17 protein-coding genes are annotated in these 18,798 nt (G+C 67.6%); 6 read left to right on the forward strand and 11 right to left on the reverse strand.

Annotated elements, in window-relative coordinates; all coding sequences use genetic code 11:
- Nucleotides 1–171: 171 nt before the first annotated feature.
- From ACSYS9_RS22095 to ACSYS9_RS22105, 3 genes are all read left to right on the forward strand, one after another.
- Complete coding sequence (locus ACSYS9_RS22095; RefSeq protein WP_032129544.1) at nt 172–564, forward strand: BlaI/MecI/CopY family transcriptional regulator; 393 nt, start codon at nt 172–174, stop codon at nt 562–564.
- On the forward strand, nt 561–2,087 hold the full coding sequence (locus ACSYS9_RS22100; RefSeq protein WP_071229351.1) for a M56 family metallopeptidase: 1,527 nt from the start codon (nt 561–563) through the stop codon (nt 2,085–2,087). The genes ACSYS9_RS22095 and ACSYS9_RS22100 overlap by 4 nt, the downstream gene beginning before the upstream one ends.
- A 130-nt stretch (nt 2,088–2,217) precedes the next feature.
- Nucleotides 2,218–3,753 (forward strand): serine hydrolase domain-containing protein, encoded by a 1,536-nt coding sequence (locus ACSYS9_RS22105; RefSeq protein ID WP_223276861.1) that lies wholly within the window; start codon nt 2,218–2,220, stop codon nt 3,751–3,753.
- Between the two features lie 37 nt (nt 3,754–3,790).
- Here the strand turns inward: ACSYS9_RS22105 and ung are convergent, their stop codons facing one another.
- From ung to rhlB, 5 genes are all read right to left on the reverse strand, one after another.
- Entirely contained in the window at nt 3,791–4,504 is a 714-nt protein-coding gene (ung, locus tag ACSYS9_RS22110) for a uracil-DNA glycosylase (protein ID WP_049400766.1), read from the reverse strand.
- Nucleotides 4,505–4,513: 9 nt separating this feature from the next.
- A complete protein-coding gene (locus tag ACSYS9_RS22115) occupies nt 4,514–5,356 on the reverse strand; it encodes a response regulator (RefSeq protein ID WP_032129540.1) in 843 nt (280 codons plus the stop codon).
- Nucleotides 5,357–5,363: 7 nt separating this feature from the next.
- Nucleotides 5,364–6,311, reverse strand: coding sequence for a permease-like cell division protein FtsX (gene ftsX, locus ACSYS9_RS22120; protein WP_010481047.1), 948 nt, complete (start codon nt 6,309–6,311; stop codon nt 5,364–5,366).
- 3 nt (nt 6,312–6,314) lie between these two features.
- Complete coding sequence (ftsE, locus tag ACSYS9_RS22125) at nt 6,315–7,001, reverse strand: cell division ATP-binding protein FtsE (RefSeq protein ID WP_032129538.1); 687 nt, start codon at nt 6,999–7,001, stop codon at nt 6,315–6,317.
- Nucleotides 7,002–7,133: 132 nt separating this feature from the next.
- Nucleotides 7,134–8,858 carry an ATP-dependent RNA helicase RhlB gene (rhlB, locus tag ACSYS9_RS22130; protein WP_071229349.1) on the reverse strand — a complete coding sequence of 575 codons (1,725 nt, stop codon included), beginning with the start codon at nt 8,856–8,858 and terminating at the stop codon, nt 7,134–7,136.
- 510 nt (nt 8,859–9,368) lie between these two features.
- On the opposite strand from rhlB, the gene trxA reads away from it, so the two are divergent.
- The 3 genes from trxA to ACSYS9_RS22145 all read left to right on the forward strand — a co-directional run bounded on the left by trxA (nt 9,369) and on the right by ACSYS9_RS22145 (nt 13,454).
- Complete coding sequence (gene trxA / locus ACSYS9_RS22135) at nt 9,369–9,698, forward strand: thioredoxin (RefSeq protein WP_005411275.1); 330 nt, start codon at nt 9,369–9,371, stop codon at nt 9,696–9,698.
- A gap of 228 nt (nt 9,699–9,926) precedes the next feature.
- Complete coding sequence (gene rho, locus ACSYS9_RS22140; protein ID WP_029379723.1) at nt 9,927–11,669, forward strand: transcription termination factor Rho; 1,743 nt, start codon at nt 9,927–9,929, stop codon at nt 11,667–11,669.
- A gap of 210 nt (nt 11,670–11,879) precedes the next feature.
- Nucleotides 11,880–13,454: a sensor domain-containing diguanylate cyclase gene (locus tag ACSYS9_RS22145; protein WP_071229348.1), complete on the forward strand. Its 1,575-nt coding sequence runs from the start codon at nt 11,880–11,882 to the stop codon at nt 13,452–13,454.
- Between the two features lie 34 nt (nt 13,455–13,488).
- On the opposite strand, the gene ACSYS9_RS22150 is transcribed toward ACSYS9_RS22145, so the two are convergent.
- The 6 genes from ACSYS9_RS22150 to ACSYS9_RS22175 form a co-directional block, all read right to left on the reverse strand.
- Nucleotides 13,489–14,379: an energy transducer TonB gene (locus ACSYS9_RS22150; RefSeq protein WP_032130286.1), complete on the reverse strand. Its 891-nt coding sequence runs from the start codon at nt 14,377–14,379 to the stop codon at nt 13,489–13,491.
- Between the two features lie 61 nt (nt 14,380–14,440).
- Nucleotides 14,441–16,171, reverse strand: coding sequence for a bifunctional isocitrate dehydrogenase kinase/phosphatase (gene aceK / locus ACSYS9_RS22155; RefSeq protein ID WP_071229347.1), 1,731 nt, complete (start codon nt 16,169–16,171; stop codon nt 14,441–14,443).
- Nucleotides 16,172–16,317: 146 nt separating this feature from the next.
- On the reverse strand, nt 16,318–16,677 hold the full coding sequence (locus tag ACSYS9_RS22160) for a hypothetical protein (RefSeq protein ID WP_005419760.1): 360 nt from the start codon (nt 16,675–16,677) through the stop codon (nt 16,318–16,320).
- Between the two features lie 53 nt (nt 16,678–16,730).
- Nucleotides 16,731–17,147: a roadblock/LC7 domain-containing protein gene (locus ACSYS9_RS22165; protein WP_071229346.1), complete on the reverse strand. Its 417-nt coding sequence runs from the start codon at nt 17,145–17,147 to the stop codon at nt 16,731–16,733.
- Nucleotides 17,140–17,688: a GTP-binding protein gene (locus tag ACSYS9_RS22170; RefSeq protein WP_071229345.1), complete on the reverse strand. Its 549-nt coding sequence runs from the start codon at nt 17,686–17,688 to the stop codon at nt 17,140–17,142. Before ACSYS9_RS22170 ends, ACSYS9_RS22165 begins: the two co-directional genes overlap by 8 nt.
- A complete protein-coding gene (locus ACSYS9_RS22175; RefSeq protein WP_071229344.1) occupies nt 17,681–18,646 on the reverse strand; it encodes a hypothetical protein in 966 nt (321 codons plus the stop codon). The genes ACSYS9_RS22170 and ACSYS9_RS22175 overlap by 8 nt, the downstream gene beginning before the upstream one ends.
- Nucleotides 18,647–18,798: the final 152 nt, after the last annotated feature.

The raw sequence follows: 18,798 nt of genomic DNA on the forward strand, positions 1-18,798 counted from the left end.
TTCCGGTCAAGCGGAGCTGAACGGGCCGTTCTTGAAGCCCATTCAGGCCAAAAGACGTTGCCGGGTGTTCAGCCCCGAAGGCTGAGGGCCGCACCTTTACTACTAAGAAACCCGTTGACAGCCATCCGGCGGCATGCTCCGATGCATCAACTAATTCATACGTAGAAGCGCATGGCCCGCCCTGTCTCGCAGAATCCCACCCCCGCCGAGCAGGCCATCCTCGACATCCTCTGGGACAAGGGCGAAGCGTCCGTCCGCGATGTGGCGGATGTGCTCGGCGAACATAAGCCGGTCGCATACACCACGGTGCTGACCATGTTCAACGTGCTGGCGAAGAAGGGCTTTGTCAGTCATCGCCAGGAAGGTCGCGCCTACATCTATCACGCCACGCTCAGCCGCGAGCAGGCCCGCCGGCAAGCGCTCGACCATCTGCTGCATCAGTTCTTCGACGGCTCACCGAACGTGCTGGCACAGCACCTGGTGGACGAACGCGAAATCGACCGCAACGAACTGCAGGCACTGCAGCAGCGCATCAGCGATGCCAGGGCCGGGAGGAAGGAATGAACCTCATCGACATGGCGATGGCACTGGGCCTTCGGCAGTTGCTGTTGTCTGCCGTTGTGCTGCTGCCCGCGCTGTGGCTGGCACGGCGGCGGGCCCTCAGTGCCGAACAGCGCTCCTGGCTGCTGACCGCCGCGATGGCAGCAGCCCTGCTGTTGCCGCTCAGCGCCTTCCTGCCGGGCTGGTCAACCACCCTGCCCGCACCGGCGCCACCCGCCGCCGCGTTCCACCCCATGCCCGGCGAAGGCGCAACGGCGGGAGAGGCCATCTTCGAAGCTGGACGGCAGCCCGACATCTATTACGTCGAACTACCGAAGACCCTGCCGACAGTGCTTGCAGTGGTGTGGCTGCTGGGCACCCTGTGGCTGGGCATGCGCCTGCTGGACGCGATGCTGCATGCGCGCCGGCTGCGGCGGCTGGCACAACCGGCGTCCGCCGGACTGCGCGCGGTCCTGGCCGACATCGTGCCCGCCCACGTGACGATCGCCACCTGCGCCGTCGACGGGCCGATGGTGGTCGGCCTGTGGCGCCCGCAGATCCTGCTGCCCCGCCCCTTGCTGGCACGGCTGGACAACAACGTGCTGCGCGACATCGTCCGCCACGAGGTTGCACACCTGGATCGACGCGATCTGTGGACAAGCACGCTGCTGCGGGCGGGAACAGCACTGTTCTGGTGGAATCCACTCCTGCACCTTGCCCAGGCACGCCTGGCGCTACTGCGCGAAATGGCCTGTGATGCACGCGCTGCGATGCAGGCACGCGAACCGCTGGACTATGCAGGCTCGCTGCTGGCCGGTATCGAACAGCTGCAGGCCCTGCGCGAAGAGGCGCCGACGCTTGCACTGGGCATGTTCAGTGCACGCAGCCAGCTGGCGCAGCGCATCGACCAACTGCTGGACGCCTCGTCGTACGCCCCTCGGCGCCGCAGTCTGTTGATGCTGGGCCTGCTGCTTCTGCTGGCCTGCGTCGGCACCGCGGTGGCTGTCTCACCACGACTGGCCTCACCAGCGGCCAGCACCTCCGATACGCGCGTCAACACTCTGCTCCAGGCCGCCAGCACGCATGACGTCGCGCAGGTCCACGCGTTGGCGGTGGCGGGCGTCGATCTCGATGCGCGCGTGCTCGGCGATGGCACGGCGCTGATCCAGGCCATCCGCGCACGCGATCCGGTGATGGTCGACGCCCTGCTGCAGCTGGGAGCCGACCCTGATCGCGCTGCGCTGGGCGAAGGCAATCCGTTGATCGTCGCCTCCGCGCTGGGCCTGCAACCCATCGTCGAGCAACTGGTGCAGGCCGGTGCAGACGTCAACCGGGTCGTGACCTATGACGAGACGCCGCTGATCAATGCCTCGCGCGAAGGGCACCTGGTCACCGTGCAGTACCTGCTCGCGCACGGCGCCGATATCAACCTGGGGGTGGAAGCCGACGGCTGGCTGGGCCGCTGGCGGACACCGTTGAACCAGGCCGGCACCGCGGCCGTACGCGATTACCTGCTGACGCAGGGCGCCCGCCGCGAACGACGCTGACTCCGCCGCCGCATCGCCTTCTGCGCTGCGGCGGCAACCTGTTCCACCCGCAACGATCGGACGCGGCAGGCGTACGTGGCAACGCCTGCACCGATCCCAACCCTCTTCCACTCCCGCAAGGATGTCGATGATGAACCGCCTGTTGCTGTGTTCGCTGCTGGTCTGCCTGACCCCGTTCCACGTGATGGCCACTGACGCCAGCGCTGAAGACGCTGCGCGCTTTGCCCAGGCAATGGCCCATGGCCTGCGCCCCAGCACCGCGCAGCTGGGCGCGGCGCTGCCGCAGTGGTCGATCGAGGAACGCCTTGCCCATTACAAGGTGCCGGGTGCCGCCGTTGCGGTGATCCGCGATGGCAAGGTGGTGTACGCCGCCGGATACGGCCTGCGCCAAGCGGGCACGCACGACGCGGTGGATGCCGATACCGTGTTCTCGGTGGGCTCGGTCAGCAAGATGGGCGCTGCGGCGACCACCCTGAAGCTGGTTGCTGCCGGCAAGGTCTCGCTGGAGGAGAACATCGATCCACGCCTGCGCCGCTGGCATGTGCCTGCCGATGCGCAGGGACTGCACCCGCCGATCAACCTGCGCATGCTGCTGTCGCACACCGCCGGCTTCAATGTGCATGGCTTCCAGGACTACCAGCCCGCCGAACGCTTGCCGACCTTGCTGCAGACACTGGATGGACTGGCGCCTGCAAAGAATGAACCGATACGCCTGATCCACGCGCCCGGCCAGCAGGTCGACTATTCCGGTGGCGGCTACACGGTGGTGCAGCTGGCGATCGAAGACCTGACCGGCAGAGCATTCGCTGACGTCGCACGTCGCGAGGTGTTCGCGCCACTGGGCATGTCCCGCAGCACGTACCAGAGCCCCTTGCCTGCCGGCTACGGCAACGTTGCCCATGCGCACGACAACAAAGGCCTGCCGGAGGCCCTGCCACGCGGCTGGCAGAGCTTTCCGGAACAGGCGGCGTCCGGGCTGTGGACCAGCGCCAACGACATGGGCCTGTTCGTCGCGGCCCTGCTGCGCAGCATCCGCACCAAGGATGGATGGCTGCCGCAGTCATTGGCCCTGCAGATGGTCAGCGAAGTGGCGCCGGCCGGTCGTGGCCTGGGACCGGAGCTCGCCGGCAACGGCGCCAGTCGCCGCTTCTTCCACAATGGCAGCAATGACAGCTATCACGCCGGCATCGAAGGCTACCCGGAGAGCGGCGATGGATTCGTCATCCTGACCAATGGCGACAACGGCCCCGCACTGCGCGGGGAAATCCGCAATGCCCTTTCCGACGCACTCGGCCACAATGCCAAACCAGTCATCCGCACGCTTGACCCGGCGCTTCTGCGCGACAGCTACCCAGGTTTCAGCGGCCACTTCGTACTCGATGGCGCGCTGCCGATGGACGTCCGCGGCGGTCTCGCTGACTGGTTCGAAGCCACGACGTTGGACGTACAGGCAGGCCAAGCGGGACTGGAACTGCGCCTTCCAGGACGGGGCAAGGCCGTCATGCTCCAGGCACTGACCCCTGTCCGCTTCCTCGCCGGCAGCGTAGGTGCGGAGCTGCTGTTCCACCGTGGTGGCGACGGCACGGTCCAAGCCCTCAGCGTGATCGCCGAAGGCGCGCGTGCCTACTATCGGCGCGCGGATATCGCGCCAGCAGCGGGCCATTGATCCATCGCTGGCGGCGCCGGGCTACTGCCCGGCCCGCTCAGAGCGCCGAACGCGGCGGCAGCGACCAGTCGATCGGGGCCTGGCCGCGGCGCTGCAGGTACTCGTTGGCCATCGAGAAATGCTGGCAGCCCAGGAAGCCGCGGTGGGCCGACAGCGGCGACGGGTGCGGCGACTTCAGCACACGGTGGCGGCGGGTGTCGATGACCTTGCCCTTCTTCTGCGCGTACGCGCCCCAGAGCATGAACACCAGGCCGTCGCGTTCGCGGTTGAGCACATCCACCACGTGGTCGGTGAAACCTTCCCAGCCACGCCCCTGGTGGGCACCGGCCTGGCCCTCTTCCACCGTCAGCACGGCATTGAGCAGCAGCACACCGCGCTGCGCCCACGGGATCAGGCAGCCATGGTCCGGACGCGGGATACCGAGATCGCTCTCGATCTCCTTGTAGATGTTCAGCAGCGACGGCGGCACCGGCACTCCGGGCGCCACCGAGAAGCTCAGCCCATGCGCCTGACCGCGGCCGTGGTACGGGTCCTGGCCGAGGATCACCACCTTCACCTGCTCGAACGGCGTGGCATCGAACGCAGCGAAGATCTGCGGGCCGGGCGGGAACACCGCCGCACCGCTGGCCTTGCGCTGGCGCAGGAAGCTGGACAGCTCGCGCATCTGCGGCTGCATCAGGTAATCGCCGACATGCTGCTTCCAGCTCGGCTCGAGCTGGATCGTCGGGGTGCCGGCTACTTCATCAATCATCACGCCACTTCATCGAATCAGGGGACCATCGTTCAACCGGGCCAGGCGCAGCTGGAACAGCACCTTGGTGACCAGCAGCCGTTCTTCGATCGGCTTGAGCACCAGGTCGTTGGCACCGGACTGCAGCAGCCCGGTCTGGTTGTGCGGGTTGCCATCGCCGGTCATCACCAGCACCGGCAGGCGACGCTTGCCGTAGCCGAAGTCCACGCGCACGCGCTGCACCACGTCGCGACCGCTCAGTTCGCCCTTCAGGGTGACGTCGGTCAGCACCAGGTCGATGCGGTGGCGACTGCGGCCCAGCGACTCGGCAGTGAGCAGGGTGAACGCCTCTTCGGCGCTGACCACGTGCAGCACGTTCAACTGCTGGCGTTCCAGCATGCGCTTGGTAGCCTCGGCAACCACGCGGCTGTCCTCGATATAGAGGATGGTGGCGCCGGGAATGGTCTGCGGCTGCACGTAGCCGCGGATGAAGGTCGCCAGTGCCTCGTGGCCCAGCGCCTTGTCGAAATAGTCGGTGACGTACTCGGTGAAGCGGCGCTGCTCCAGATGCTGCTGGGCATCGCCGGAGACCACGATCACCGGCACATAGGCCTGGCCTGCGGCTTCGCGGACCATCCGCGCCAGTGCCAGGCCGTCGCCATCACGCAGGGTCAGCGAGGTGGTCACCAGATCCACCGGGCCCTGCGCCAGCGCCAGCTGCGCATCTTCGATGCTGTCGCAGCCGATCACTTCCACGCCCGGCAGATCGCGCTGCAGGACGTCGGCGATCAGTTTGCGGACCAGCTTTGACCCATCGACCACCATCACCCGCGTCGCGGGCCCTTCAAGGTGCTTCAGCGCTTGCGGTTGCATGCCGGTCTCAGGTGTCGGTCGGGCGGGTCTGGCGAAGGAAATGGCCGGTCACCAGCCACGCGCCCAGCCAGCCCAGCAGCAGTGTGCCGAGCAGGACCAGGCTGCCATGCAGCAGGTCCAGGCCGTGCAGCACGAACGGGCTGCCGTAGCTGCGCGAGAGTTCGGCCAGCGGCACGCGCAAGGCAGCGCCGGCCGCAGCAATCAGGGCCAGCGCCACTGCGCCGGCACCCAGGCCATACCACGCGCCCAGGTACAGGAACGGGCGGCGGATGAAGCCATCACTGGCGCCGAGCAGCTGCAGCACGCCGATCTCTTCGCGGCGGGCCTGGATGTCCAGGCGCACGGTGTTGCCGACCACCAGCGCGGCGCCCACGCCGAGCAGCACCGACAGCACCTGCACCAGCCGCGCACCGAACGCGAGCCAGGCATCCAGGCGCTGGCGCCACAGCGCATCGTGCTGCACCAGGTCGGCCTCGGGCAGGCTTTCCAGCGCGCGCGCCAGGCGCGCGTCGTCCTTGCCCTGGCCGGGGGTGATCACCAGCAGCGAGGGCAGTGGATTGTCGTTGAGTGCATCGATCGCCTCGCCGAGGCCGGCATCGCGCAGTTCCTGCAGGCCCTGCTCGGGCGTGCGCACGTTCACTTCGGCCACGTCATCGCGATCGCGCAGCTGGCCGGCCAGGCGCAGCGCGCCGGGACCATCGACGTTGCCCTTCAGGAACACGTTGATGTCGCGCGACTGCTGCACGCTGCCGGCGAACTGCTTGAGGTTGTCCAGCGCGATCGACAGGCCCAGCGGCAGGGCCAGCGCCAGCGCCATGACCATCACCGTCAGCAGGGTCGCCCACGGCTTGCGGCAGGCGCGGCCGAGGCTGAACACCACGCTGTGCACGTGGTGCTGGAACCAGACGCCCACACGCGACGGGGCGGCGGCTTCGCTGTTTTCGTTCTTCGCCATCGATTACTCCGCCAGGTCCTGCGGCGAGATGTCATCCACCAGCCGGCCGTGGTCAAGGATCAGCACGCGCTTGCGCATGCGGCGCAGCAGCGGCAGGTCGTGACTGACCACCAGCACGCTGGTGCCGCGCGCGGGCAGCTCGGCGAACAGGGCCATGATCTCCGCCGCCAGGGTCGGGTCGAGGTTGCCGGTCGGCTCATCGGCCACCAGCAGCTTGGGCTCACCGACAATGGCGCGGGCGATGCCGACGCGCTGCTGCTCACCGGCCGACAGCTGCGAGGGCAGCGCCTTCTCGCGATGGCCCAGGCCCATCCGCTCGAGCACCGAGCGCACACGCTTGTTGATGTCGCTACGGCGGGTGCCGCGCAGGATCAGCGGCAGCGCCACGTTCTCGGCGATGGAGCGGTCCATCAGCAGGCGGTGGTCCTGATAGACCGCCCCCACCGCGCGTCGGTGGCGGGGCACGTCGCCACCGCGCACCTTCAGCAGGTTGCGCTCGTCGAACACCACCGCGCCGCGGCTGGGCCGCTCGTCCAGGTGGATCAACTTGAGCAGGGTGCTCTTGCCCGCACCGGAATGGCCGGTGACGAACAGCATCTCGCCCGGCGCGACCTCGAAGCTGACATCGGTCAGCGCCTCGTGGCCACCGGCGTACTGTTTGCTGACATTGTCGAAGCGCAGGACACTCATGCCCCGATTATGCAGGACCAGCGCGACGGATCGGTAGCGCCATCGGTAGTGCCGGCCGCTGGCCGGCAGCTTTGTGGGTTGCCGGCCAGCGGCCGGCACTACCCTGCCCCATGGGGCACCACCATCGGCCGATCAGCTGCCCGACAGCATCCGGCGGATCTTGCGGCCGATGCGGGTCAGGAACGAATCACCGGTATCGGCCGCGGTGCGCACCGGCTTGGCCACCACCTGCACCGGGGTGACCGGGCTGGCGCCATTGCCGGCCGTGGCCTGCACGCCTTCGGCACCTTCGACCGGACGGCCGTGGCGACGACGACGACGCTTGCGCGGCTTGCGCTCGCCATCCACCGCACCTTCCGGCGCACCTTCGGCACGCGGCGGACGCGGCGGGCGCGGAGCCTGGGCGACAGCGGCTTCAGCACCTTCCACCGGAGCGGCCGCAGCCTGCTCGCCTTCCACGCGCGGCTTGCGCGGGCCACGCGAACGGCGCTCGCCGCTGCGCTCACCGTCGCGGCCACCGCGGCCACCGCCACTGCCGGAACGGCCGCCACTACGGCCACCGCCACGACGCTCTTCCTCGGCAGCGCGGGCTTCGCGCGCTTCGCGGAAGATCTGGCCGACGCTTTCGTTGTCCTCGCCTTCCTCGCCCGCAGCCGGGGCCGGGCGTTCCGGGCGCGGCAGCGCGGTCAGCAGCTCCTTGGTGACCGGCTCGGACGGAATCTTCTGCTCGATGTAGGCCTCGATGTCCGGCAGGCTCATCGCATAGCGCTCGCAGGCGAAGCTGATCGCATCGCCCTCTTCGCCCAGGCGCGCGGTACGGCCGATGCGGTGCACGTAGTCTTCGGCGTCGAACGGCAGGTCGTAGTTGTAGACGTACTTGATGCCATCGATGTGCAGGCCGCGCGCGGCCACGTCGGTGGCCACCAGGATTTCCAGCTGGCCCTTCTGGAAGCGGTTGAGCAGGCTCTCACGCTTCTTCTGCGGCACGTCGCCGGACAGCACGCCGACGCGGTAGCCGGCCTTTTCCAGCGAACGGGCGACGCGTTCGACGAACACCTTGGTGTTGACGAAGACCATGGTGCGCGCGCCTTCGCTGCGCGACAGCAGGCCCAGCAGCAGCGGGATCTTCTCGTCGTCCGCCGGGAAGTAGATGCGCTGGCGCACGCGCGCGGCGGTGATGGTCTCGGCCTCGACCACCAGCTTCTGCGGCTCGTTCATGTGCTCGTAGGCCAGCTCCAGCACGCGGTGGCTGAGGGTGGCACTGAACAGCAGGGTCTGGCGGGTGGTGCGCTCGGGCATGCGGCGCAGCAGGAAGCGGATGTCCTTGATGAAGCCCAGGTCGAACATGCGGTCGGCTTCGTCCAGCACGCAGATCTCGCAGGCGTGCAGCGAGACCACCTTGTGCTGCTTCACGTAGTCGATCAGGCGGCCCGGGGTGGCGATGATCACGTCCACGCCCTGCTGCAGCAGTTCGCGCTGCTTGTCGTAATCCACGCCGCCGTAGACCAGGGCGAAACGCAGGCCCAGGTCGGAACCGAACTTCACTGCATCCTTGTGGATCTGGATGGCCAGTTCGCGGGTCGGGGCGAGGATCAGCGCGCGCGGATCCTCCGGCTTGCGGTCGGCCAGGGCCGGACGCGTCAGCAGGCGGTTCACGACAGCGACCAGGAAGGCCAGGGTCTTGCCGGTGCCGGTCTGGGCCTGGCCGGCAACATCACCACCGGGCAGCGCGACCGGCAGGGTCAGCGCCTGGATCGGGGTGCAACGGGTGAATCCGGCTCCTTCAAGGCCGGCCTGCAGGGCCGGATGCAGCTCGAAGGAGGAGAAGGTCAAATCGGTCAGCGGTTTGTCGCTCATGAGTCCGTCTTGGTATGGCCGCCGGCCCGTGGGGCGGCTGGCACTTCATCGTCTAGGGGCACCGTCGCAAACTGCGGCCCCTGCGGCGGGTTGGCAGGCTGGGACCACCCGGTCCGCGCGCCGCACAATGCCCCAGTTTAACGCACTCGGGCCGGCAAACCGGAATGAGCTGTCTCATAAAGTCAAGAGACGGCACCCTTCACCCAGCCACACCGGACTTGAACGGCCCTGCCAGGGCCGTTGGTGTCGCCCGCTGCCAGCCCCATGTACAGGAAGACAGTGAAATCCGACACATACCAGGCATCGAAGCGATCACGATACGCTGGGTTCCAGCCGGCGCCTGTCCCCGCCCTGCGATAGGGGTACACTGCCGGCCGTGAGCGTCCAGGCATCCCGCCGAACGCACCGCGGCAGTGCGCCGCGAGGCAACGACGAGGGTCGCGCCACCGGGCATGGCCCAGTTCACCCACCTCCGGCATGGCCGGGTGCAATCCAAGACGAGAAACCAAGATGAGCGACAAGGTTGTACATGTCGGCGACGCCGACTTTGATAGCGCAGTGCTGAATTCCAAGGAACCGGTGCTGGTCGATTTCTGGGCCGAGTGGTGTGGCCCGTGCAAGATGATCGCCCCGGCGCTGGACGAACTGGCCGATGCCTACCAGGGCCGCGCCAAGATCGCCAAGGTCAACGTCGACCACAACCGTGCGCTGGCCGCCAAGTACCACGTGCGTTCGATTCCGTACCTGGTCGTGTTCAAGGACGGCGAGAAGGTCGGCGAGCAGATCGGTGCGGTGGGCAAGGCCCAGCTGGCCGGCCTGCTGGACAAGGCCCTGGCCTGATCCTGCTGTTCTCCGGCAGCCGCCGACCGCGGCTGCCGGCGGGCGCCCCGCGCCCATGATGAATGCTGTTCCCGGCGACCCTTGCGTGGCGCCGCAGGCCGATGATAGTGTCGGCATATCCGGCCGCGTTCGCGTGCCGCACCCTCTGGACGCAGTTTCTTCCAGACCCATTCCCAACGTTCGCCGCCCCAGCCGGGCGCTCGCACCTTCAAGCGAGGAATAACGCTCTTGTCCGATAACACTTCCGAAACCGGCAGCGCCGATGCGCCCGCCGAAAAGCGCGTGCGCAAGCCCCGCGTGAGCAAGGCCGCCGCTCCGGCAGCCGCCGAAACCAGCGCCGCGCCGGCGCAGCCGACCCTGCCGCTGGCCGCCGCGCCCGAGGCACCGGCTGCTGCCCCTGCACCGAGCGCGCCCGCCGCCGAGGCCCCTGCCAGCAGTGGCGGTGGCGAAGGCGGTGAGGGTCGCGAATCCGGCCAGCCGCGCCAGCAGAACCACCAGGGGGGTGGCCAGAACCAGGGCCAGAACCCGTACAACCAGAACGGCCAGCAGGGCCAGGGGCAAGGTCAGGGCAACCGCCGTGACCGCTTCCGCAACCGCCGCGACCGTGACCGCAACAACCGCTTCCGCGACGATGGCCTGCCCAACGACGGCGGCGAGCAGCAGCCGTTCGTGCCGCGCCCGCACGCCAACGTGCCCGAGGGCTTCCCGGTCTACTCGCTGAGCGACCTCAAGCGCATGCCGGCACAGAAGCTGCTGGAAATCGCCGAGCAGCTGCAGATCTCCGAAGGCGTGGCCCGTGCCCGCAAGCAGGACGTGATCTTCGCCCTGCTGAAGGTGCTGACCCGCCACGGTGACGGCGTCGCCGCCGACGGCGTGCTGGAAATCCTGCCGGACGGCTTCGGCTTCCTGCGCGCGGCTGAAGCCAGCTACCTGGCCGGCCCGGACGACACCTACATCTCGCCCAGCCAGATCCGCCGCTTCAACCTGCGCACCGGCGACCACATCTCCGGCCGCATCCGCTTCCCGAAGGACGGCGAGCGCTACTTCGCGCTGAACATCGTCGACACCATCAACGGCGAGCCGATCGAAGCGTCGAAGAACAAGGTGCTGTTCGAGAACCTGACCGCACTGTTCCCGCGCCGCCGCTTCACCCTGGAGCGCGGCAACGGTTCGTCGGAAGACATCACCGGCCGCATCCTCGACCTGATGGCCCCGCAGGGCAAGGGCCAGCGCTCGCTCATCGTGTCGCAGCCGAAGGCCGGCAAGACCATGATGATGCAGCAGGTCGCCACCGCCATCACCACCAACCATCCGGACGTGCACCTGATCGTGCTGCTGATCGACGAGCGCCCGGAAGAAGTGACCGAAATGCAGCGCACGGTGCGCGGCGAGGTCATCAGCTCGACCTTCGACGAGCCGGCCGCGCGCCACGTGCAGGTGGCCGAAATGGTCATCGAGCGCGCCAAGCGCCTGGTCGAGCACAAGAAGGACGTGGTGATCCTGCTCGACTCGATCACCCGCCTGGCCCGCGCCTACAACAACGTGGTGCCGAGCTCGGGCAAGGTGCTGACCGGTGGTGTGGACGCCAACGCCCTGCATCGCCCGAAGCGCTTCTTCGGTGCCGCGCGCAACGTGGAAGAAGGCGGCAGCCTGACCATCATCGCCACCGCGCTGGTCGACACCGGCTCGAAGATGGACGAGGTGATCTACGAAGAGTTCAAGGGCACCGGCAACAGCGAAGTGCACCTGAGCCGCCGTATCGCTGAAAAGCGCGTGTTCCCGGCCATCGACATCAACCGTTCCGGCACCCGCCGCGAAGACCTGCTGATCGAGCCGGAGCTGCTGCAGAAAATCTGGATCCTGCGCAAGCTGCTGCATCCGATGGATGAAATGGCCGCGATGGAGTTCCTGCTCGACAAGATGAAGAACACCAAGTCCAACGACGAGTTCTTCGGTTCGATGAAGCGCTGATCCACGGCATTGCATCGAAAAGAACCTGCCGCTCGCTGCGGCAGGTTTTTTTTTACCTGCAGGGCGACGCACTTCACTTCGCTGGCGCCCGCTTTTGGCGATAATCCGCGCGATACCCTGCCCGGCCCCCGTGGGCCCGGCCACCGATTCCCGCTGTCGCCCCTTCCGGAGAACCGGTCGGGTCCAGCCTCCTGCCGGATCCGTCGACGCATGCGAACGCTGTCTCCCCGCCTCAACCTGGGCAAGCTGATCCTCGCCCTGGCCCTGCTCAGCGCCATCATCGCGCTGGCCAACACCCTGCTGGCCAGCTACCGGGTGCAGCGCGACCAGCTGGTCGGCAATACCCTGGAAGCCAACCGCGTCTACGCCACCAAGCTGGCCGAGACCACCCAGAACTTCCTGCTGGCCGCGCAGCAGCAGCTGGCCTATGCCGCGACCCGCCTGGGCGAGGACGACCTTGATCCGAAGCAGGCCCAGGATGAAGCCAGCCGCCTGCAGCTGCAGTCCAGCAGCTTCAACTCCTCACTGGTGGTGGACGCCGACGGCCTGGTGATCGCCACCTCGCCGCAGACCCTGCAGCTGCAGGGTGAGGTCCTGCACAGTGTCGGCAACAACGCGGCACTGGCGGCGCGCCAGCCGATGATCAGCGATCCCTACCAATCGGCCACCGGCAAGCTGCTGGTGTCGCTGTCGCACCCGATCTTCGACCGCCAGGGCCGCTATCGCGGCTATGTCAGCGGCACCCTGTACCTGCGCCAGCGCAGTGCACTGCACACGCTGCTGGGCAAGCACTACTACCGCGACGGTTCCTACCTGTACGTGGTGGACCACAATGGCCGCCTGCTGTACCACGCCGATGGCAAGCGGGTGGGTGACTACGTGGTCGGCAACCCGGCGGTGAAGGCCGTGGTGCGCGGAGAACGGGGCGCACAGCAGGTACGCAACAACCGCGGCGTGTCGATGCTGGCCGGCTATGCACCGGTGGCGGCCACCGGCTGGGGCATCATCGCGCAGCGCCCGACCGAGGCCACCCTGCAGCCGCTGTCGCGGTTGATGACCGCAGTGATCTGGAATGCGATTCCACTCGGCCTGCTGTCGCTGCTGGTCACCTGGTGGTTCGCGCGCCGCATTTCGATGCCCCTGTGGCAACTGGCGCGCAACGTGCAGGGCGGCGAGGACACCGGCAACGCGATCAACCACGTCAGCGGCATCCGCGCCTGGTACTTCGAGGTCGCCCAGCTCAAACAGGCGGTGCTGCACAGCTTCAATGCGCTGCAGGATCGTATCGGCACGCTCAACCGTGCCAGCCGCACCGACCCGCTGACCGGCCTGCTCAACCGCCGCGGGCTGCAGCAGGCGCTGGATGCGCTGCAGGTGCAGGGCATTCCGTTCGCGATCCTGGCGCTGGACATCGATCGCTTCAAGTCGATCAACGACAGTTACGGGCATGACGTCGGCGACAACGCCATCGTCCACATCGCCGACCAGATGCGCCGCTACTCGCGCGACAGCGACATCCTCTGCCGCGCCGGCGGCGAGGAGTTCCTGCTGCTGCTGCCGGGCATCAGTACTGAATCGGCCCGCCAGGCCGGTGAACGCCTGCGCCAGCACATCGCCGACCATCCGTTCGAACCGGTCGGCACCATCACCGTATCGCTGGGCGTGGCCCACTTCCCCAGCTTCCATGTCGACGCAGAACAGGCGCTGCGGCTGGCCGACAAGGCCCTGTACATGGCCAAGGAACAGGGCCGCAACCGGGTGGTGGTCTACCCGTACGCGGACTGACGCGGAGCCGGGCTGCCCGGCTCCGCAGCGGGTCTCAGCCCTGCGCCAGCGGGGTCAGCAGGCGCAGGCCGCGCTTGGCGCCGTCCACCATGTAGACGCCGCCTTCCGGCAGCAGATCGCTGCCGACCTGCTCGACCGGGTCCGCCTCGCGCCACGGGACGGTCTGCCGCGGCCCCGGAATGAAGGCGCGCCAGCGGCCATAGCGTTCCGCCACTGCATTGGGATCGTTGTTCAGGGCGAAGTTCACCGGGATGCGAACCGTCCAGCTGTCCCGGGTGCTGTCCTCGCCGGTGGTCGGCGGCTTGAAGGTCCACGTGCGGGCGGTGCTGACACTGGCTCTGGCCAGGATGTCACGCATCTTGGCCAGGGTCCGCTCAGGTGCGACCACGGCCATGTTCACCTGCTCGGCGGCCACATCGGCCACTGTTCCGTCACGGGCCACCTTGACCAACAGCAGCACCTCACCCTGGCCACCGTTACGGTAGGCCGCTTCCGGGTAGCGCGGCGGCGTCATGTGCAGCTGGGTCACCGAATCGGTAGCCTTCGGATCGTACTCGCTGAAGTCGACACTGGTCATGCTGATTTCATAACCGCCATCGGCCGCAGCCTTGCCGCGCAGGCGAACGCGCAAAGGGGCCCGCGTGGCCACCGCCTGGCCATCGCGCAGCGTGGGCTCGAAGCGCCAGCCACCGATGGTGCCTTCCACGAAGGAGGCGATGCTCGGGGCCACCATGGCTTTCTGGTCCAGCACCAGCGAACGGACCGCGCCCTCCGGCGTGACCTCGATATGACCGGACAGCACCATGCTCATTTCCGCAGTCGCACGTACAGCACGTGCGGTCTGCGCAGTTGCATCGCCTGCAAGCAGGGGGGCGCCGGCACCTACGGCCAGCGCGAGGGCGAGAAACAGTGGGGAACGCATCATTGCCGGATCCTTGGTGATGAACGGCGAGCCTATCCCAGTCCCAGCCGCGATGACAGCCGGTTCACGCCAGCCGGTGTGCGCCTGCGTAGGGCGGCGTGTCCGGATAATCACCCCGGGCGAAGCGTTCCTGCAGGCCCTGCCACCAGCCCGGGTCGAACAGGTGCCGGTAGTGCTCGCGCACGGCTGCCAGCTCCGCAGCAGGCAGGCCCATGAACGGACCGAAGCGCTCGGGAAACACGTCGCGCGGGCCGACATGGAACCACGGCTCGTCGGCCATCGCTTCCTCCGGCGTGCGTGGCTGCGGCCAGGCGCGGAACACGCAGTCGCTGACCAGGCACAGCTCGTCATAGTCATAGAACACGGCCCGGCCGTGCCGTGACACACCGAAGTTCTTCGGCAGCATGTCGCCGGGGAAGATGTTGTTGCGCGCCATGTCGGTGATCGCCTGCGCGTAGTCGAGCACCGCCGCACGCACCGCCTCGCCGGACTGCTCGCGCAGGTACAGATTCAAAGGACGGAAACGACGTTGCACATAGCACAGTGCGACTTCGACCTCGTCGCCATCGACACGTACGCTCTGCGCGCACTGCTGCAGCAGCTCTTCCAGCAGGGCCGGCGCGAAGCGCTCGCGCGGGAAACGCAGGTGGCGATAAGGCTGCGCATCAAGCAGGCGGCCGACACGATCGAGATTGAACACCAGCGCGTACTTCTCTTCCACCTGCTGCCGCGACATTGCCTTGGGCCAGGCGAAACGGTCGCGGATCAGCTTGAACACCAATGGATAACTGGGCAGGGTGAACACCGCCATGACCATGCCCGGCGTGCCTTCGGCATGCACCAGCCGTTCCTGCGGATGCTCGTTGAAGTGGCGGAAGAAGGTTCGGTAGCGCTCGGTCTTGCCCTGCTTGGCACGTCCCAGCACCGTGTAGATCTCGTCGATCGGCTTGCCCGGCAGCAGGCTGCGCAGGAACACCACCGCGTCGCCCACGGTGCCCAGGTCAGCCTGGAAGTAGCTGCGCGACACGCCAAACAGATGGGCGACATCGCGGCGCCGGGTCAGTACCGCATCGGCACGCAGGCCGCGCGCATCGTTGACCAGGGCAATCACGCATGGCGAAAAGCGATGCTCGCCGAACACGCGGCCAACTAGGTAAGCGCGGCGCTCGCGGTAGAACACCGTGTCGAGCAGTTCGATGCTGCGTACCGGCGTGTCCCCCCAATGGGCGAGGTCGTCCTGCAGGCGCACGGCGATGGCCGCCGCACAGCGCAGCTGGTGCGCATAGGGGATGTCGAAACGGTAGTCGGCCAGCACGCGTTGCAGGGCCTCCACCGGCCGCGTCGGCGAGACCGCGTAGGTATGCCGCGCGACAGGATGGGTGATTGCATCGGAGGGCTCGACGTCGAAAGCAATGAATTCCAGCGCCGGGTCCACGCCGCGGGTAGCGAACAGGCGCCGCGACAGCGTGTTGTAGAAGGTCTTGTACAGCTCGGCGTCGATCAGGCCCTGCAGCAGCCCGCTGTACTGCGCGTGCACCTGCAGCCACAGCGCACGCTCGCCGATCGCGTCACCGGCGAGGCGGCGCAACGCATCCATCTGCTCGGCGATGCACAGGTCGTACAGGGCGATGCGCTCGACCGCATCCTGTCGCGCACCAGCCCAATCGCGCTGCTCGAAGCGCTGCCGCGCCCGCGCGGTGATCGCCGCGAAGCGGGCATGGTACTGCTCGAAACCATCGCGGATGGCACCGGCGATACGCGGCGCCAGCTCGGCAACGATGTCAGGCGTGGACATGCAGGGCTCATCCGGGAGGACCGGCTTCACCATACGCTGGCGTGTGTGATGCCGTCGAGCGCAGAGGTAGTGCCGGCCGCTGGCCGGCAGCCCCTGGACCGCCGATGGATCCATGCAGATGCCGGCCAGTGGCCGGCACTACCGGCTCAGATCGCCAGTTCGGCCTCTACGTCCTGCACCTTGCGCCGCGCCAGCGCCAGGTTGGATTTGGTCCGGTCCAGCACGATGTAGAAGAACAGGCCCTTCTTCTTCGCCACCGGGCGCATGATGTGGTACGCCTTGCCCAGCGAGATCAGGATGTCCTCGATGCTGTCGTTGAGGTTCAGCGACGCGGCGGTCTTCATCTTGGCGCGGATCACTTCAGTGTTGCCGGCGGCGGCCACTTCCATGTCCATGCCGGCACCGGCTTCGCCCAGCAGCATGCCGCTTTCGTAGTCGACCAGCGCCACTGCCTGCGCGCCGTCGATGCCCATCAGTGCGTTCAACGATTCATTCAATCCAGCCACGTCGCACCCCTTGTCGATGTTGGTTCGAGCCCCTCGTTCCCCTGCGGCCGGGCTCACGATCCGCCGATTTCGGCCAGGATCGCCTGGCCACATTCCCTGCTCTGCCACAGCACCTGGCCGATCACGCTGCGCTGGTCGCAGGCCGCCATCAGCAGCAGCGGTGCGCGCCCTTCGGCCTGGATCGCCAGCATCAGCACCTTGCCGCCCGCGGCCTCCAGCATCAGCGTCTGCAGATCGCCCAGCAGCAGTTCGCGGCCAACTGCCGCGGCCAGCGCCAGCATCGCGCTGGTCATCGCCGCCAGCCGCTCACCGCGCCCTTCGGCCCCGGCACTGACCAGGGCGAAGCCATCGACACTGGCCAGCACCACCGTGCGCACGCCTTCCACGCGCTGCTGCAGGTCCTGCAGCAGCGGCTGCAGGCGCTCACGCTGGCCGGCATCAGGCAGTACCGCCGCCTGCCCGTCAGCCATGCGCCGCCACCAGTGCGTGCGCTTCCATTTCGCTCATCAGTACATCCATCAGCAGCAGTCCCTGTTCGCGGTCACGGGCATCCACGGCGAGCAGCGGCAGTGGTTGGTCGTCAAGGCTGGCACGGGCGGCCCAGTCATCCAGTGCGGCCTGCGGTGCCTGGTCCAGGTGGGTGACCGCCACCACCAGTGCCAAGGATGATGCGAACGGCTGCAGCACCTGCAGGTAGTCCTCCAGCTCGCTGGCCAGCCCGGCACGACGCGCATCCAGCAGCAGCACCGCGCCACGCGCGCCCTGCAGCAGGATCGGCCACAGGAAATCGAAACGCTGCTGGCCGGGTGTTCCGTATAACCGCAGGCGTTCGCCATTGGGCAGGTCGATGTCTGCGTAGTCCAGCGCCACGGTGGTGGACGCTTTGTCGGCGCCAAGGCGATCACTGTTGGCCACATCCGTGTCGACCACCGCGCCAACCGCGATGCTGCGTACCAAGGTCGACTTGCCGCTGCCCATGCCGCCCAGCACCACCACCTTGTGCTCACGCATTGCGTTCGCTCCCGCGCAGGTGCCGCCACAGGCGGGCAAGCAGGCCGTTGTCGGTGCGGGTGCCACCTGTCGCCATCAGCGGCGTCGCCGGTGCAGTCTGCAGCTGCGCGTAGCCGCACAGGTAGGCGGCATGGATGAAATCGCGTACCGCCGCAGCCGGCAACTCAAGCAGCATCACGCACTCGTCAACCGTGCACGCGCGCTTGAGCAGCAGCGAACACAGGCGGAAGCCATCATGGTCGTGGCCCAGTACGCGGAAGTCCGGCCAGCGCAGCAGCTTCACTGAAGCGCCACGCAGGCGTTCGTCCAATGCCTGCCAATGGCGGCTGCGCTGTGCCCACTGCCACAGCAGCGGTCGCAGTGGCTGGCGTGGCCGCTCACCGGCCAGCGCCTGCAGGCGTGCGGGTGTCAGCGCATCCAGTTGCAGGTGTTCGAAGGCATCGGCCAGACGCTCCACCAGCGCCGCAGCCGGTTCCTGCAGCAGCACGGCCTGGTCGTGCTCCAGATCCATCAGCAGCAGAGGCTCGCCCGCATCACTCAACAGTGCCTGCCCCTGTCGCAGCGGCAGCCGCTCGCGCAGCAGGCGGGTGATGGCGTGTGCACCATCGGCCAGACGGATCGGTGCGGGTGCGTGCATGGCCATGGGCTCCGGTGCCAACTGCATGCGGCGCAGCGCGCGGCCGATGGCACCATCGTCAAGCACGTCCTGGTGCCCATCACCGTCACGCAGCTGGCCGCCCAGGTCTTCGATCCAGCACTGCAGTCGCGGACGCTGCTGACGCATGCGCTGGGCCGCGTTGCGCAGCGCCGGCGTATCGCGGATGACCAGCAGATCGCAATCATCCAGGTCCTGGCTGCGGCGGATCTGGCCGTCCGGCAGGGCCGATGCCACGCGCAGCCGCTGCAGCAGGGCCTGCTCGCCCTGGATGTCGGTTCCCACTACCAGCACGCGTGCCATCCGTGTTCCCCGTGCGGCCACCTCCCCGGTGGCCTCGCGTCGCCAAGGCTAGGGCATCGCCAGCGGCAGCCGTCGTGATCGACTGCTCAGATCGAGGGCGGTTGCAGGCTGTCTCCTATCCGTTCTGCGACGGCCATCGCGGGCAAGTTTCA

Source organism: Stenotrophomonas sp. STK17_22 (assembly GCF_051983905.1).
Lineage (GTDB): Bacteria > Pseudomonadota > Gammaproteobacteria > Xanthomonadales > Xanthomonadaceae > Stenotrophomonas > Stenotrophomonas maltophilia_A.